Source organism: Microcoleus sp., from assembly GCF_041354475.1.
In the GTDB taxonomy this organism is placed as follows: Bacteria; Cyanobacteriota; Cyanobacteriia; order Cyanobacteriales; family Microcoleaceae; genus Microcoleus.
The window spans coordinates 1-15773 of the sequence record NZ_JBGJZU010000002.1 but is presented as its reverse complement, the minus strand read 5'-3'; the positions used below and the strand labels follow the sequence as shown (position 1 = coordinate 15773).

Annotated in this window: 12 protein-coding genes; 4 read left to right on the top strand and 8 right to left on the bottom strand. The window is 42.6% G+C overall.

Translation table 11 applies throughout. The annotated features are described in order from the left end of the window. Positions 1 to 116: 116 nt before the first annotated feature. Positions 117 to 2528, top strand: coding sequence for a sulfotransferase (locus ACBR23_RS00770; protein WP_371118587.1), 2412 nt, complete (start codon positions 117 to 119; stop codon positions 2526 to 2528). 27 nt (positions 2529 to 2555) lie between these two features. Here ACBR23_RS00770 and ACBR23_RS00765 read toward each other — a convergent pair whose 3' ends face one another. From ACBR23_RS00765 to ACBR23_RS00740, 6 genes are all read right to left on the bottom strand, one after another. Next, positions 2556 to 3776: an NAD(P)/FAD-dependent oxidoreductase gene (locus ACBR23_RS00765; RefSeq protein WP_371118588.1), complete on the bottom strand. Its 1221-nt coding sequence runs from the start codon at positions 3774 to 3776 to the stop codon at positions 2556 to 2558. Between the two features lie 7 nt (positions 3777 to 3783). After that, a complete protein-coding gene (locus ACBR23_RS00760) occupies positions 3784 to 4152 on the bottom strand; it encodes an aspartyl protease (RefSeq protein WP_371118589.1) in 369 nt (122 codons plus the stop codon). Next, positions 4149 to 4466: a hypothetical protein gene (locus ACBR23_RS00755; RefSeq protein ID WP_371114675.1), complete on the bottom strand. Its 318-nt coding sequence runs from the start codon at positions 4464 to 4466 to the stop codon at positions 4149 to 4151. Before ACBR23_RS00755 ends, ACBR23_RS00760 begins: the two co-directional genes overlap by 4 nt. 189 nt (positions 4467 to 4655) lie before the next feature. Next, positions 4656 to 6563 carry a 1-deoxy-D-xylulose-5-phosphate synthase gene (gene dxs / locus ACBR23_RS00750; RefSeq protein ID WP_371114674.1) on the bottom strand — a complete coding sequence of 636 codons (1908 nt, stop codon included), beginning with the start codon at positions 6561 to 6563 and terminating at the stop codon, positions 4656 to 4658. A gap of 425 nt (positions 6564 to 6988) precedes the next feature. Continuing rightward, positions 6989 to 7138, bottom strand: coding sequence for a hypothetical protein (locus ACBR23_RS00745; RefSeq protein WP_371118590.1), 150 nt, complete (start codon positions 7136 to 7138; stop codon positions 6989 to 6991). A gap of 105 nt (positions 7139 to 7243) precedes the next feature. After that, positions 7244 to 8533 (bottom strand): RNA-guided endonuclease InsQ/TnpB family protein, encoded by a 1290-nt coding sequence (locus ACBR23_RS00740; protein ID WP_371118591.1) that lies wholly within the window; start codon positions 8531 to 8533, stop codon positions 7244 to 7246. Positions 8534 to 8553: 20 nt separating this feature from the next. Between ACBR23_RS00740 and ACBR23_RS00735 the strand changes: the two genes are divergently transcribed. Further along, positions 8554 to 8736, top strand: a complete 183-nt coding sequence (locus tag ACBR23_RS00735) for a helix-turn-helix domain-containing protein (RefSeq protein ID WP_371118599.1) — start codon at positions 8554 to 8556, stop codon at positions 8734 to 8736. 314 nt (positions 8737 to 9050) lie between these two features. Here ACBR23_RS00735 and ACBR23_RS00730 read toward each other — a convergent pair whose 3' ends face one another. Next, on the bottom strand, positions 9051 to 11276 hold the full coding sequence (locus ACBR23_RS00730) for a thioredoxin domain-containing protein (RefSeq protein WP_371118593.1): 2226 nt from the start codon (positions 11274 to 11276) through the stop codon (positions 9051 to 9053). Between the two features lie 132 nt (positions 11277 to 11408). Here ACBR23_RS00730 and ACBR23_RS00725 point away from each other — a divergent pair, with 132 nt between their 5' ends. Next, complete coding sequence (locus ACBR23_RS00725; RefSeq protein ID WP_371118594.1) at positions 11409 to 12983, top strand: PQQ-binding-like beta-propeller repeat protein; 1575 nt, start codon at positions 11409 to 11411, stop codon at positions 12981 to 12983. Between the two features lie 271 nt (positions 12984 to 13254). After that, positions 13255 to 13752 carry a 2TM domain-containing protein gene (locus tag ACBR23_RS00720; protein WP_371118595.1) on the top strand — a complete coding sequence of 166 codons (498 nt, stop codon included), beginning with the start codon at positions 13255 to 13257 and terminating at the stop codon, positions 13750 to 13752. 377 nt (positions 13753 to 14129) lie between these two features. On the opposite strand, the gene ACBR23_RS00715 is transcribed toward ACBR23_RS00720, so the two are convergent. After that, positions 14130 to 15131: a CHAD domain-containing protein gene (locus ACBR23_RS00715; protein WP_371118600.1), complete on the bottom strand. Its 1002-nt coding sequence runs from the start codon at positions 15129 to 15131 to the stop codon at positions 14130 to 14132. Positions 15132 to 15773: the final 642 nt, after the last annotated feature.

Sequence of the window (15773 nt, the reverse complement as noted above, 5' to 3'; positions counted from 1 at the left end):
GAGAGCGCTGAAAGGAACATGAATCATACCTCTTTCTTCTCTTCCTCTGTGTCCTCTGCGCTCTCTGTGGTAAATTTAAAAAAATCTTATTCACCAACACTTTATAAAGTATCAACATGAAACGGATATTTTTAGTAGGTGCTCCCAGAAGCGGTACGACACTGCTTCAGAGTTTGTTAGCTGCTCATCCTGAAATTATTTCTTTTCCAGAATCTAAATTTTTTCAGTATTTACTATATAATAAGTTTGTTAAAAAGTTTCCCGCTCGACTCTCAGCTTTTTTTAAGGATGAAATTAATCGTCCTGAGTTTTTGGATAATTTTGATAACAGCCAATCTACGGAACTTAAAGTTAGTTGGTTTGTCGGAGTTTTAGATAGTTTGGCTGTGGAAAAGCAGAAAAGCATTTGGTTGGAAAAAACCCCGGAACACCTATATTTCATTAAAGATATAGAACGATTTTTACCTGATGCTAAGTTTATCTATATCTGGCGCAATCCTATGGATACCATAGCTTCTCTCCATGAAGTTACTAGGATTTCCCCGGAATTGTGGGGCGATGGCTGGGATTTAGACCATTGTATTAAACGTTGGGAAGAAGGGGTTTTAACTAGCTACAGTCATGTTCACCAGTCTAATCATAAACTGGTAAAATATGAAAATTTGTTAGAGGATAAAACTAAATTTATATCGGAGATATGTGATTTTCTTGAGATTGAGTATGATAGTAAAATGCTGGTTAATTATAAAGCAAAAGCAGGTAATTTGAGCTTGAATTTACCTTGGCATCAGGGACTTACAAGAGATATTGAAAGCACTAAAGTTTATAAATATCATAGTTGTTTTAAAAGCCAGGAAATTCAATATATTTTAGATAAAATCAAGGGTGTAAATTCGGAAATTGGTTATCGGGTTAAGGTGGAGGTGACTGAACCTATTTCAGATATTGAGATTCCACAAATATTCGATCGCCTTTACTGCACTGTCCAGCTAGAAGGTGTTAAACTCGGAATTGTTGAATTGCCAGTCTGTGACGGGATGGTGGCTGGCGCGGTTTTGGCAGATGCGATCGCAGCTAAGTTTGCTTGGCAAATTCTCCAACGCTTTTTTCAATATAGAACCTGGGAAAGTATACGTCAATTATCGGAAAGTTCTCTGAGTAAATTGCATCGAAAAATTGAATGGAATGATTTTTTACAGGAGATATGGGATGGTTTTGATGATGATTCTAATCCTCAGTTGACGAGGAATGAATTATCGATTATTAGTCATAATCAAGACTTGATTGTGGTGGAAGTTAGCGAAGAATTGCCCAATATTCAAGTTGATTTTTCGGAAATTGATGTGTTGGTGAAAGTCGGCGGTGTTCCGATTGGGATTGTCACAGTTGCGGTTGAACATAATTTGGTTTCTGCGGAAAAATTGCGATCGGCAATTATTCAATATACCAATTTTGAATTGTGTGTCGCTGCTGTGCGGGAGGCTTTGTTGGGAAAACCGCTAAACGGTAAGATGTCGCTGCGATCGCATTTAGCCTTGTCTGCTCAAAAAATGGCGAATGCCTCCAAGAGCTTGAATGCAGTGGGTTCTGGCGGTATTTACCCAGAGGATGCGGTGATATTTGGCAGGCATCATGGGGCGATCGGAACCAGTGTTAGTCGTCGGGCTACACTACCAGTAGTGGCGCTGCGGGAATTAGCAGAAGCGGCGGAAATTGCGGGGGAAAAGATGATTCAAATCCCGTTAGAAAAAGACTTTCCCAAACAAATAATTTACGCACCGGAAATACTCGATCGAAATCCCAGCGAGGGAGAAGTTTCTAAATCCGTTAAACCTCAATTTTTTAACAATAATAGTGTTACTCAACAACTGCCAATCTTTGCATACCGCCGGATTTCTCCCGACGGTTTCAATGCAGTGACTCCCCAGGGTTTTGCACAACAGTTGCAGAGGCTTAAAAAGCAAGGTTATTATAGTGTGAGTTGGGAAAACTGGCAAAGTGCAAAACTAACTAAAACTGCTTTACCTGGTAAACCTGTCTTGCTGACTTTTGACGGTGGCTATCTCGACTTTTTGGAATATGCTTTCCCTCTGCTACAACAGTTTGACTTTACCGCAACGGTGTTTGTAGTAACAGAGTCCATAGGTAAGACAAATAGTTGGGAAAAAGCAGATTCGCCAGCAGTGCAATTAATGGGATGGCCAGAAATTAGACAACTGCGGGATGCTGGGATAGAGATTGGTTCCATGTCTGCTACTTATCAACCTCTGACTGGTTTGTCACCCACCGAAATTGTGCGGGAAGGGGCAAAATCTCGTGCTATTTTGGAAGGCGGATTGGGGAAATATGTTAAATGTTTTGCTTATCCCTACGGGAGTGTGGATCAAATTGTAGAGCATTTAATAGGAGCTATAGGCTATACTTTTGGTGTAGGTTACGGCTCAAGATTTAGTAGTTTTGCCGATTCTTTATTGTCGCTTCCTCGGATGCAAGTTACCGCAGCTAATTGGGGAAAATTAGGTTGGTAACACAAATTCCTAATCTTAATCGGGGTTTCAACCTCTGAGACGCTGAATAAAACCCTTTATTTTCCTTTTTAAATAACCAGCCAGTCCTCTATAAATTATCTCAAATTTGTAATCAAAGACAATATCCATCACCTCTTCAGTTTTCATGTACTTCAAATAAGAAATTATTTTTTCAGTCAGTACATCATTCACATCATCGATATACTTTCTCACCGCCAATCTTTCTGAAATATGCCATTTTTTATCAAATTTGCGGTGCATTTCTCTTTCATAATCCCGAAAACTTGAAATTTGGCCGTCCAAATATTTTGCAATATATTTAGCTGCTATTTCTGCACCATCCATCCCGTGTCTAATTCCTTCGCCGCCGAGAAAGTTAACGGTAGAAACAGCATCGCCGATCGCAATTATATTATCCTGATAATAAATATCCTTCAAACCCTGACTATATTTAAGCGTGGAACCATGTTTGTCAATAATTTGATAATTTTTCGACTTCAGATACTCATCAATCAGTAAATCTATATATTTTTTCAGCGGTGACAAATGCTTAACTGTTTTGGGATCTAAAAAAACCCTGGCAGTACCAACTTTCAGCCGATTTTGTTCCATGGGAAAAATCCAAGAATAACCTTTGGGCATCCATTTATCGCCCAAAAAAAAGATTAAATCCCCATCGTATTTATTGTAAATTTCTGGTTCTACTTCAATTAGATATTCGATGCCAGTTCCAGATAAAAAATCCGGTTTATCATTTTCTTTTTCATACATAACCGCCCTAGCAAAACCCGTCGCATCAACCAATAGTTTAGTGCTAACTTGGATAAGTTTACCATCGGATAGCTGTTTAAATTCAACGATGGTTTCGCCGTTGGCTTGTGAGCGTTTGATGTAGCGATAACCAAGCCAAACTTCACTTCCATGTTGCTGAACTTCGGTGGCGAGAAATTCTCTAAATTTAGCAAAGTTTAACACAACTCCCAAGCTTTTAGGAGATTCCCAAGTTTGACTGACTTTGCTAGTTTGAATAGTAATTTTTTGCCAAAAACTGCCGATTACCGATTCTGGTAAATCAAATTTTGAGAGGGTTTCTAGAGGCGTAGCGGCGCTGGAAAAGTCATTTTTATTAAAATTATCGTTTTGCTCTACAAGTAAGAGTTTGCGGCCGGATTTGGCGAGTATTCTAGCACAGTGACCGCCTGCGGGGCCTGCTCCTACTATTACTATATCAAAACTTTTTAAAGTCATCTTGCTATTAATTCGCTTCCAATGTCAAAATACCCGCCGAAATATCAACTACCAAGCGCCGATTTTTCAACAACTGGCGGCCAATTAAAAATTCGGGAACTCCCGCACCTACGTGAACGGGAATGTCAAACTCTTGACCCTCAAAACGCACTTTCCCTGCATAAAGATCGAAATTAAATTCTCCTTTAGCTGTCCGCATTTTTTCTTGTTTGACATATGTCCAGTCAAGTCCGTCTAAATCTTGATCGTTCATAGCTAACCAGCCAGAAAAACCTGTATCTAGCAGGGCATCAACAGGTAATTCTAAGCCGTTATCAGCAATCAATGAAATTTCAAAAAATAGCTCATCCTCATCACCAAATGTTCCTTGAATCATATCGTGCCACAAACTCCGGTTTCATTGATCCGAAAGACCTGCAATTTAACTTTCGGGTATTTCTCATGGGCCATATTTGCCACTAGCATATCATCTTTGTCGATAAAATATTCCCCGCTGTCGGGTTCAACTGCCATGTACCAGTTATAGTGGGTTTTAATCAATTCTGGTTGTAGGCGATCGAAAATTGGTTTGCAGCGCTGATAAAATGCTTCTCTTTCGGCATACCATTGGGCTATTTCTTCTGAAGAACGTGTACGCTTTGCGTGCAGTCTTTTCCGGGGTACTGTGCGAGTTGGGTTGAGATAAGTCATTGTTGATTCTCCCTTGTCGTGAAATCTTTCTGCAATCATATCATACCACAAACTGTGGCTTTATTTAACTGGTTCCTAGGCTCTGCCTGGGAACGAATGTCTAGAGGCTCTGCCTCGTTTTGAAAGTAGGATAATAGAGGCAGAGCCTCTGGATCTGCGTTACCAGGCAGAGCCTGGTAACGAGTAAAATTAGACGCTAACCGGAGACTGTTTGCGGCTGAATGTTGCTAATATTCGATCGCACATTTGTGACGGATTTAATCCCAAAGTTGCAAAGGATTGTTCTGGCGTGGCATGATCTACCAATGTATCAGGTACACCCAAGCGCATTACTGGTACAACCACATTATTATCTAGCAAAGCTTCGGCTACTGCTGAACCGAATCCTCCCATTAAACAGCCTTCTTCCATTGTGACAACTTTGCCAATTCGCTGTGCCAAAGGCAAGATTAATTCGGTATCCAAAGGCTTGACAAAACGCGCATTAATCACAGTTGCTTCAATGCCATGTTCGCTCAACATCTCGGCAGTTTGCATTGCCGGATAGACCATTGAACCGTAACCTAAGATTAGCACGTCGTCGCCATTGCGGAGGATTTCCGCTTTGCCGATCGCCAATTCTTCCCAACCTTCTTCCATCAAAGGTACGCCGTAACCGTTGCCGCGCGGGTAACGCATGGCGATCGGACCACTTGTATGATTAACTCCCGTGACTACCATCCGCTGCAATTCTGCCTCATCTTTTGGAGCCATAATTGTCAGATTTGGCAAACAGCGCAAGTAAGAAATGTCGTACATTCCTTGGTGAGTTGGGCCATCAGCGCCCACGATTCCGGCTCGATCTAAACAGAAGAAAACAGGCAAGTTTTGGATACAGACATCGTGAACTATTTGGTCATATCCGCGCTGCAAAAAAGTTGAGTAAATTACTACAACCGGGCGGATTCCTTCGCAGGCTAAACCAGCCGACAATGTGACGGCGTGTTGTTCGGCAATGCCGACATCAATGTACTGTTTCGGGAGTTTTTCTTGAAGTTTATCTAGGCAAGTTCCGGTTGCCATTGCAGCGGTAATCCCGACAATTTTCGGATTATCTTGTGCTAGTTTAACCAGGGCGTGAGCAAAGACTTTCGAGTAGGCTGGAGGCTTGGGTTTAGTCGAAGGAATGCCTTTACCAGTAGCTAAATTAAACGGGTTTTGGGCGTGATATCCTACTTGGTCTTTTTCGGCGATCGCATATCCTTTGCCCTTCACCGTCACAACATGAACCAACACCGGCCCTTGGATAGTATGACCATGTTTGAAAGTAGCAATTAACTCTTCCAAATTATGTCCGTCTACCGGGCCCATGTAGGTAAAGCCTAATTCTTCAATTACGGCTCCAACCTTCGACACAGCTAACCGTTTCATCCCTTCTTTGAGGCGTTCCATTTCTGGAGTAAATGTTTCGCCAACAAAGGGAATTTGTTTGAATTGTTCCTCTAAGTTATCTTTGAGAAATTGCACCGGCTGCGAGAGTCGCATCTTGTTCAAATAGCGAGTAATTGCGCCAACATTGGGCGAGATTGACATCTCATTGTCGTTGAGCACTACCATCACATTGGTTTTCGGCATATGGCCTGCGTGGTTAATCGCTTCGAGGGCCATACCGCCAGTCAATGCGCCGTCGCCGATGACTGCTACAGTTTTAAAGTTTTCGCCTTTAAGGTCGCGCGCCATCGCCATTCCTAGGGCTGCGGAAATGCTCGTAGAAGCGTGGCCGGCACCAAAATGGTCAAATTTGCTCTCGCAGCGCTTGAGATAGCCTGCAACGCCGTCTTTTTGGCGCAGGGTGTGAAAATTGTTGTAGCGACCGGTGATTAGTTTGTGTGGATAAGCTTGGTGGCCGACATCCCAGGTAACTTTGTCGCGATCGAGGTCGAGGGTTTGGTAGAGTGCTAAAGTCAGTTCGACTACGCCCAATCCGGGGCCGAGATGACCGCCACTGGCTGCTACAGTTTCTAAATGCTTTTCTCGAATTTGTCGGGCAATTTGTTCGAGTTGATGAATCGATAAGCCGTGTAATTGGTTTGGGTGAGTCAGTTCGCTGAGATGCATATTTTAAAATCTTGCTCCTGTGAATCAGGACGAATCCTTAACAGCTATAGGTTGAGCCTGCAACGCTTGGGACGCGCAGGTTAGAATAGTTTAACGGTTATTTGCAAAAAACAGTGAGGTGTAACAATTTTATTATTTCTGAATTGGTAGTAATTGTAAATAAATTGTTAAAAATTAATACAAATACTGATTAGGTTGCTAGTCGCTGATGGGTAATTATTAGTTGAACGGGGATCATAGGAATTAAAACTCGCAGATACTCTTGAAATATTGTATAACACACTTCGACCCAACGACTGCGTTTATCCTGAGCGTAGTCGAAGGGCTCAGGGCACCGCTCCGCTCAGTGAGCAGAAATGCGATGAAAGACGATCGCACTTATCATCAAATACGATCGCCCTCATCGATCAATTACAACATTGAATCTAATTCGATCGCACTTCCGGCAATTTCTCAGCCCCTGTCATATCAAAAACGATCGCGTGTTTAGTCGCCGGTAACAACCGCCGTAAAATCTGGATATACCCGTCAGCATCACCTCGGCGGTGGAATCGAGCAACCACCAATCGCTGCATATTTGGTAATTGCCACACAATACACCAGGGATGAGTGTTTAATTTTGGCTTCGATGTTGGTATCTTGACACTCCCCAACCTGAAGGTACGGGGATTCTTAAGAAACTACCAAATGGCAATTCTTAAGGGCGCTGTCAAGACGCCTCTACCAACTCCGCTAAGATCAAGACCTAGCATTGTCGCTACTTTTCGGATGATATTGGCCGCGCCATTGCAATCTGCGTTGATGTGCCAGTGTTGCAAACCTGTACGATACAATCCACGTTTAATTCGTCTACCCGACTCTTTCCACCCTTCGGGTTTTGCACCGATTGTAGGCAAAAAATCACGGTCAACAAAAGAACATTTTGATGTATAACTTTCTTCGGTTTCGACAAATCGAAGTCCGTACTGGTCGCAGAGTTGGGATATTCTAGCTTTTAACCTACCAGTGGGGATTTGCACAAATTTTTGATTAGTCTTACTCCCCATATTGACACAATTTTTTTGTCTCTTATTCCAGCCAAAAATAACAGTGCCGATTTGGTTTTCTCGGCAGTGATTAATCACAATTCTTGCAGCTTTATTTACAGCATCACGCATTTGACGATTACGTTTTTCGGTTAGTCGCGCCAACTGATGTGACCAAAAACCGTTAGGCTTTCCATTCATTAATGTTGCCACTCGCTTATTATACCACTGATTTAGAGACTTCAAATGCTTTCCGTCAACGATCAAGCTAGTGTTAGTATTGCTGACACAGGTTAGCCAATTGTCAATACCATGATCGATGCCTAAAACCTTTTCACTGTCGGTATCGGTTTCGACATTTACCGACTTGTAAACAAATTCAGCATAAAAACATCCATGTCTGGGAAGGATTCTCACTTCTCGAATGTCGGCATAATCTAGATTAGAAGGCATTGGGACTTGAAAGTTCTTCAGTCCAAACCAAGCTTTAACTTTTTGTCCGAGAGGAATAGAAATTTGACCATCAATTAACTTTTTGCCAAGCGCCTGTTTAGGATAAGCAATTAAATGAAGCCCGCCAGGAGTACGGTAATTTGGGAATTTGGGCTGGGATTCAAGCTTGCCTTCCCGAAACAATTTTATCAATCCTTTGAAAGATTTTACCGACTCACCGACGGCACCACAAGTCTGTTGAGCAGCTTGAGCGCATAAAGCCCCGTAATGAGGATTACGTTTTAACTCGCTAATTACGTCAAACGGGCGGACATAAATATGAGCCTTAAAGTATATTTGACGAGCGTAATAAACTGCACAATTGTGTAGCTTGTTTGACTCTTGGCAAATATATTCTAGAACCGCTTTCAATTCTTTGTCAGGCTTGATTAAGATCTGCTGACATCCAAACACACAAATCACCTCTGTTGGTGTAATGTGTTGATTATACATTTGAAACTGTCAGAAAATATATTCAAGGGCAAAAGGGTTGGACGCTAAAGCAAGTTGCCGATCGATCTGGAGTCAACTACAACACTGTCAGAAGCTACGTTCAGCGCGATACATTAAATACAGTCGATCTTTCTGCTGTCTACAAAATAGCCCGCGCCTTCGATGTAACAATGGAAGATTTAGTCGAGGTTTTGGAAGATTGAGGGCGCACAAAATACCGTGGGGTGCGTCGCCATCGTAGATATACAAATCAAATCGATAATCTCATAGCGACGCACCCTACCAAACTAAACTAAACTTCAACAAATTCGGAATGATTTAACCACAGAGAACGCAGAGAACACAGAGAGATCAAAGAGAAATGAATAATAAGGTTCGAGAGCTTATATCAAATTCGTCAGAATCCCAACCATTCATATCTCTATTCTCTTCCTCTGCGTTCTCTGCGCCCTCTGCGGTAAAAAAAAATCCTATTTCTTCCTTTGTTTAGTAGCCGTTTCAACCGCCGATTCCCTCTCTAAACCCGCCTTTGACTACGCTCAATTTCCATCAACAACTCATCTCGACTCTTCGCCGGTTCCTTACAAGTCAAACACTCACAAACCAACCCAACAACTCCTTCAGGCAAATCAGTCTCAACCTGAAAAACAGCAGTCGGATAATACTGCGAAATCAACCCAGAAACTAGCTCAGGAGTCGTGCGAACCAAAGTAGAATGTTGATACCAATCTAGAGCAGAAATCAGACTAGGACAAGCTTGGGGAGCATCTTGTATAATACTGCTGAAAGTTTGTAAACCTTGTTGGGCGCGATCGAGATATGCCAAATTTTGAACCAACAGCGCTAAACGAACCAAAGAGGCGATCGCAATTCCATTAGCCGCCGGAGTAGCATTATCAGTATAACTGCGTTCCCGCACCAACAAATCAGCGCTAGCATCCTTAGCCGTATTATAATATCCCCCCAATTCCACACTCCACAAAAATTCATCAAACTCTGCTTGTAACTCAACAGCTTTCTGCAACCATTTGTCACTTTCTGCAACTACCGATAAACTCCCTTGATGCAAATCCAACAATGCTTTCACAAACAAAGCATAATCTTCCGACTGCGCCATCACCGCCGCTTTGCCATCATAATTCAATCGGTGAAACCGCCCATCAATCCACTGATTTTCTAAAATAAAATCAGCACTTGTGACAGCTAATTCCAGATATTCCTGATTCCCAAAAACAGCAGCAGCCCTTGCCAAACCAGAAATCATCAAGCTATTCCAAGCTACAATCATTTTAGTATCTGTTACCGCCGGAATTCTACCAGGCCAACTATTATTTTTAGCTTCCTGATTGTTGCGGGCTGGGGGAAAGGTTTTGACAGTATCGGGATGACCGCCATAACGAACTTGAAATAGTTTCGCCAAAGCCGTTTCTGCCGTTTCGCTCAATTTTACGTCATGGCGGCGCTGCAATACATTTTTTCCTTCAAAATTTCCGGTGCGACTAACAGTAAACTGTTGTTCAATTTCTACTAATTCCTCAGCAGTCAAAACTTGTTCTAATTCCCTGTAAGTCCAAACATAAAATACTCCTTCTTCTGGTTCTGCCCCCCCCGTTTCCCCCCCTTGGTAAGGCTGGGTTAAATTTTCTGCCCCCCCTTGGTAAGGCTGGGTTAAATTTTCTGCCCCTGCTTGGTAAGGCTGGGTTAAATTTTCTGCCCCTGCTTGGTAAGGCTGGGTTAAATTTTCTGCCCCCCCTTGGTAAGGGGGGGTTGGGGGGGTAAAACTGTCAGCATCTTGTGCAGCATAAAAATAGCCTGTAGGTGCGGTCATTTCCCGTTTTAACCATTCTACGGTCCCGGCGATCGCAGTTTGAAACGCCGGTTCTTGAATTCCTGCACTCCACAAATTTGCTAAATACTCAACAATTTGACCGTTGTCATAGAGCATTTTTTCAAAGTGTGGTACTGTCCAGGTGTTATCGACTGTGTAACGGTGAAATCCGCCAGCCACATGGTCGTAAATACCTCCCAATGCTAGGTCTAACCCGCGCTGAGTACAGGCTTGTTTGTTATCGTATTCAGCAGATTCCCAGTTAAATCGCGTTCCGCGTAGTGCTAAATCAGCATAGGGCATCATCGGAAAACATGGAGCTCGATTACCTGTGGCAATAACTGCGGTGTTAGTTATTAAGCCTTTTTGAAATATTTCGTTACTTAATTTTGTGGTTACTCCTGACAGCATCGCTGACTGTTCGAGGTTGCCTAAAATTTCTGATTTAAAGGCTTGTAATTTACTTTTTTCTAGGTCATAAAAACGGCGAATTGCTTGTAATACTTCTAAAAATCCCGGTCGTCCATAGCGCGGTTCCACGGGGAAATAAGTGCCACCATAGAAGGGAATTCGCTCGTCTGGCGTGAGAAAAATGTTGAGTGGCCAACCACCTTGACCGGTCATCATTTGCAGTGCTTGCATATAAATGCTGTCGATGTCCGGGCGTTCTTCGCGATCGACTTTTACAGGAATAAAATGCGAATTCATGTATTGGGCGATCGCGTTATTAGAGAATGCTTCCCCTTCCATCACCGTACACCAGTGGCAGCTAGAGTAGCCAATGGACAGGAAAATTGGTTTATTTTGGCTGTGGGCGGTATCTAAGGCTTCGTCGCACCAGGGCCACCAGTCGATCGGATTTTCGGCGTGTTTCCGCAGGTAAAGGCTTTGGGATTGGGCAAGACGGTTGACCATAATCTAATCTACTTTAACTCGTACTGAGTTAGCTTGTCAGTTCTCTAGCAGTTTAGCGCGAGATGTTTTAGTTGAGTTGTCGGGGATCGCCATGTTTTAATATTATGGCTGATTATCCAATTTTAATTTAAAATGAGTTTATCATCTCGGAGAACCTTCAATCAACGGCTGCTACAATTTTTGCTGAGTGCCGTGGTTCCTCCTCATGTTCTCAAACAGTGCCAAGCTGAATCCTCAAATCAAGCCTCGTTTGAAACTAAACTTAACAATTTATTAGCAAAAATAGACCCGGAAATAGAATTATTAGTTCCAACTTTTTTAGGGAACGACCAACGCAGGTTTTATGGTAGAGGTGTTCCGAAAGGTTTGAAGTTAATCGACAAGTTTCAACTGGGAAGTGGGCAGACTTTTCTCGGAAGGCGATCGCAAATTTGGAGCGGTGCCGGTTGGACTGGACAGCCCACAATCACCAAAGACAGAGGAAAAACTTATTTAATTATAGGTAGTTTTGACCATAATTTGAGAAAAATAGACCTCAGTAATAACAAGGAAGTTTGGCGTTATGAATTTGATGATGTAATTAAAGGGTCATCTACTATTTATATCGATGAAAAAGCGAGTCCTGAAAACAAAATTGTGATTTTGCAAGGTAGCCGCAGCGGTGGTGGTGGCAAAAGTGTTGTACCTAGTTTTCGGGCAATCTCTTTTAGAACTGGCAAGGAACTTTGGAAATTGAATATCAGGAGAACTCCCAGCTACAGTCAGGATAATGATAGTAGTGCTTTGTATCTGGGCGATGGGGTGTTGTTCAATGCGGGCGAAAATGCGATCGGCTATTTTCTGGACAGTTCGACAAGTAAGGCGAAAAATACACAAGGAATTAAGCAGCCAAATATCTTGTCAGAAGTACAACTTTATGCAGCAGCAGATATCGGCAAGCACGGCGGAAATTTGGTAGCAGAATCATCGCCATCTAGGCTTAAAGACCGAATATTTATCGCTGCTGGCTCTGGTCATATTTATGGCATTAATGTTAAAAATAAAAAGATAGTATGGGATTTTTATACTGGTTCTGATTTGGATGGGAGCGTCGTCATTTCTAAATCTGGCAAACTGTTTTGTGCTATTGAAAAACAATACATTCAAGGCAACGGCGGAGTTATGAAGCTTAATCCCAATCAGGAACCGAATGCCAGTGTAGAATGGTTTTTGCCTACGGGAAATCGCCGACTTTCAGGCTGGGAAGGTGGCATAATCGGCTCGGTGGCGTTGAATGATGAGTATAATCCAGACTGGTTTCCGGCTATTTTTGCGACAAATGCGATCGATGGTAATTTGTACATCGGTTCTCAAGGTATGACTACTGGTAAAAAGAATTTTGTACCTTGGCGAAATCAGTCTTATGATACTCCTGTTATCGTGTTTAAAAAAGATATTGGTGCTTCGATTTCAACTCCGATATTTACCGATGGCAATAAGTTGATATCTGCGGGATATAATGGTGTTTATTTGTTTACTTTGAAGTGGGGACGAGCGAAGTCTGGAGATAAGAATGCTTTGAAAAATGCTAAAGGTGAGTTTTACCGTTTGCAGGTAAAGGAATCAGGGAGATTTAAACCAGGTTTATCCTTTGAGGCGACGCCTGTAGTTTGGGATGGAATTGTGAGGATTTGCGCCAGGGATGGCTGGATGTATACTTTGGGTTAAGATTGATATTTTGTCTGTGTGGGCAACAGGCATCCGGTGCATCTCAATTTTGCAAATATATTCGTAGGGGCGAAGCATGACCGCAGACAATTTATTAGTTATAACCAGAGATTTACAGCCGTCAGGCTTCGCCCTTACAAAATCGGGATGCTCCCCAGGCATCTTGCCTGTTGCGAAAAGGGTGTTGAAATCCGCCACCTATTCCTACCTGTGATTTAACTGCGGTTATAGGTATGATAGAAATAACGTCGGAAATTATAGGAAAGTCGTTATGGCAACTAATGACAGTCAAATAAGTCAAGTTTACGGTTCAGAGGATGCTCAAGCTATTCTGCAAATTGCGATCGCCCAAAAACAGGAAAACGGAGAACTTTCGCGAGTGCAGTTGTTCGAGATTGCAGCGGAATTGGGCATTTCCGAACAGGATATTGTGGCGGCGGAACAGCAATGGCTAGCCCATAGAGGGGAGTCTACAGAAAAAATAGCTTTTAATGCTTATCGCCGTCGCCAATTACAGAAAAATGTAACGAAGTACGGTATCATCAATACTTTTTTAGTTTTGCTAAATCTAGCAGGAAACCACGAGCTTTCTTGGTCACTTTTTATTCTACTAACTTGGGGTTTGGGATTGTCTCTGAATGCTTGGAATGTGTATCAAAGTGAAGGGGATGATTATGAACAGGCATTTGGGCGGTGGCGGTTGAAAAAACAAGTAGGAGAGTCTCTTGGTACTGCGGCGGATAAGTTTTTGAAGTGGTTGCAGTCGTGAAAAGTTCATTTTTCATCGCGAAAATATTCGGTTTTTACATACTGAAGTATTGCATCTGTAAATGTTGATCAAGCTTTCTCATGACGATCCAATTGTTCTCTATCGCGGTACACATCCTTACGAATTGTGTGACGGCAGACACAGAGTTTATCTGGCTAATCAACGAGGAATTAAATTAGTTCCGGCTGCTTTCAACTAAATCTAATCAGAAAAGTAAAATTTACTTATTAGCAAAAGAGCGATCGCCCTTTTTCTTCCCAAAGTGCGATCGCTCTTGATTTCTGATGGCTTCAACTAAATGGAGCGTGCTATAATTAGTCATAGCTTCCAGTACGTCAGATATAGGAGTTTCCAGGATGGATGCAAGTCAGATGCGTTTAGATGTTAGCAGCATCTCCAACCACAGGATTAATTAAAAGCGATCGCAAACCTTGACGAGTTTCCGAATTCAAATACTTGCGCTGCAAAATCTGCCATTTTTGCCAAGCTGCGTAGCGATTTTCTGATAAAATCCCAGCAAATATCGGCAACTCTGTTTGCAGTTCGCTATCCACAAAATCTGTCAGAAAATCGCCTAAAACTTCAGTATCTTGAATATCGCCCAAACATTCTTGAATAGCTTTCACATCCTCTACATAAGCTTCATAAGTCTCGCCGTAAAATTCTCCAAACAGATTCATCAAATAGCGAACTCGCTTAGCTTGCTTCCGCAAATCGTGCAGAATAGTTCCCTCTGCTGCCAACTTTTCCTCGACAGCCTCAGCATTCAAATCATCACAAACTTTAACTTTTCCATCCAGATATTCCGTGCCCAACAGCCAAGCTGGATGCAGGAAAAATTCACTAACTTGAGGTAAGAGTAAATCTGGCAAAACCTCAGCAATTGGCAAATTCGATATCGCCTGAAACTGCGGTTTTTCCAACCAATTTTCGATCGCCTTTTTCAGCAATTGATAACTTTTGTGTCCTAAAACCGCCCTCACCCCTTTCAAGGCGCGCCGTCGCTGCTTGAGTAAATTCAACAAAACTCGATCCAAAACTTCCTGTTCTTCAGCCGACAAATTCGGGTAATATCGGTTTTGGAGACTGTCGAGCATCACATCCAAATCTCTGAGGGTTCCCAGTATCCGTCCCACTTTACCAATTTTGTGCTCTTTGGCCTCTTTTGGCCAATCTAAAACTGGAGCAAAACCAGTCACAGCCGATCGCAAACGACGCATTCCGACTCGCATTTGGTGAAGTTCTTCGGCATCTTTGTCTTTGATAACTTCAGCTTCGTGGGCTATACTTTTGTGGAAATATTTCTCGATCGCCCCAGCAGCCGCCTCTCCGAGAGTCTTAACTTGAGTTTTAACTTTAGCTGTTTTTTTTACGTTCATGGTAGATGTAGATTCCAGAGTGTCGATCGGCTTTAATTGAGATTTCAAAGCTTTTCTAATAAAGGGTTTACATCGTAGCACACAACCAAAATTTATGACTCCGCACCCACATAAATCTTAATATAAAACCCTTGACAATTTCTCACTAAAATGCAGTGGGGGCGATCGCCCTTTGGTGTTAACAACCAGATCGATCGGGCGATCGGGATTATTCGTCAATCCCGAAGTCCGCCAGGGGTTTAAACCCCTGTCTCATAGCGAAAGTCCTCTCAAAGAGGACTCAAGAGGTGATTTAGTCCTCTTTGAGAGGACTTCGGCTCTCTCGGCGGGGAATTGATTCCCCGCCGGATTGTAGTCCAAGGGCGTGATTCGCGATCGCCCTTAAATCCCGAAAACACCCGTTGTTCCGTAGTTTCATCAGTGTTTGCAGAACTTTATCAAAAAAAATTTGAGATTTCTGGATAAAACCACTGAGTTCACCCCAATAGATAAATAGGAACAACAAAAGGCTGTGGGGGCGATCGGGATTATTCGTCAATCCCGCAGTCCGCCAGGGGTTTAAACCCCCGTCTCATAGCCAAAGTCGTCGGTCGCCGACTGCGGAATTTATCAGTCCTCTTCCAGAGGACTTCCGCTATGAGG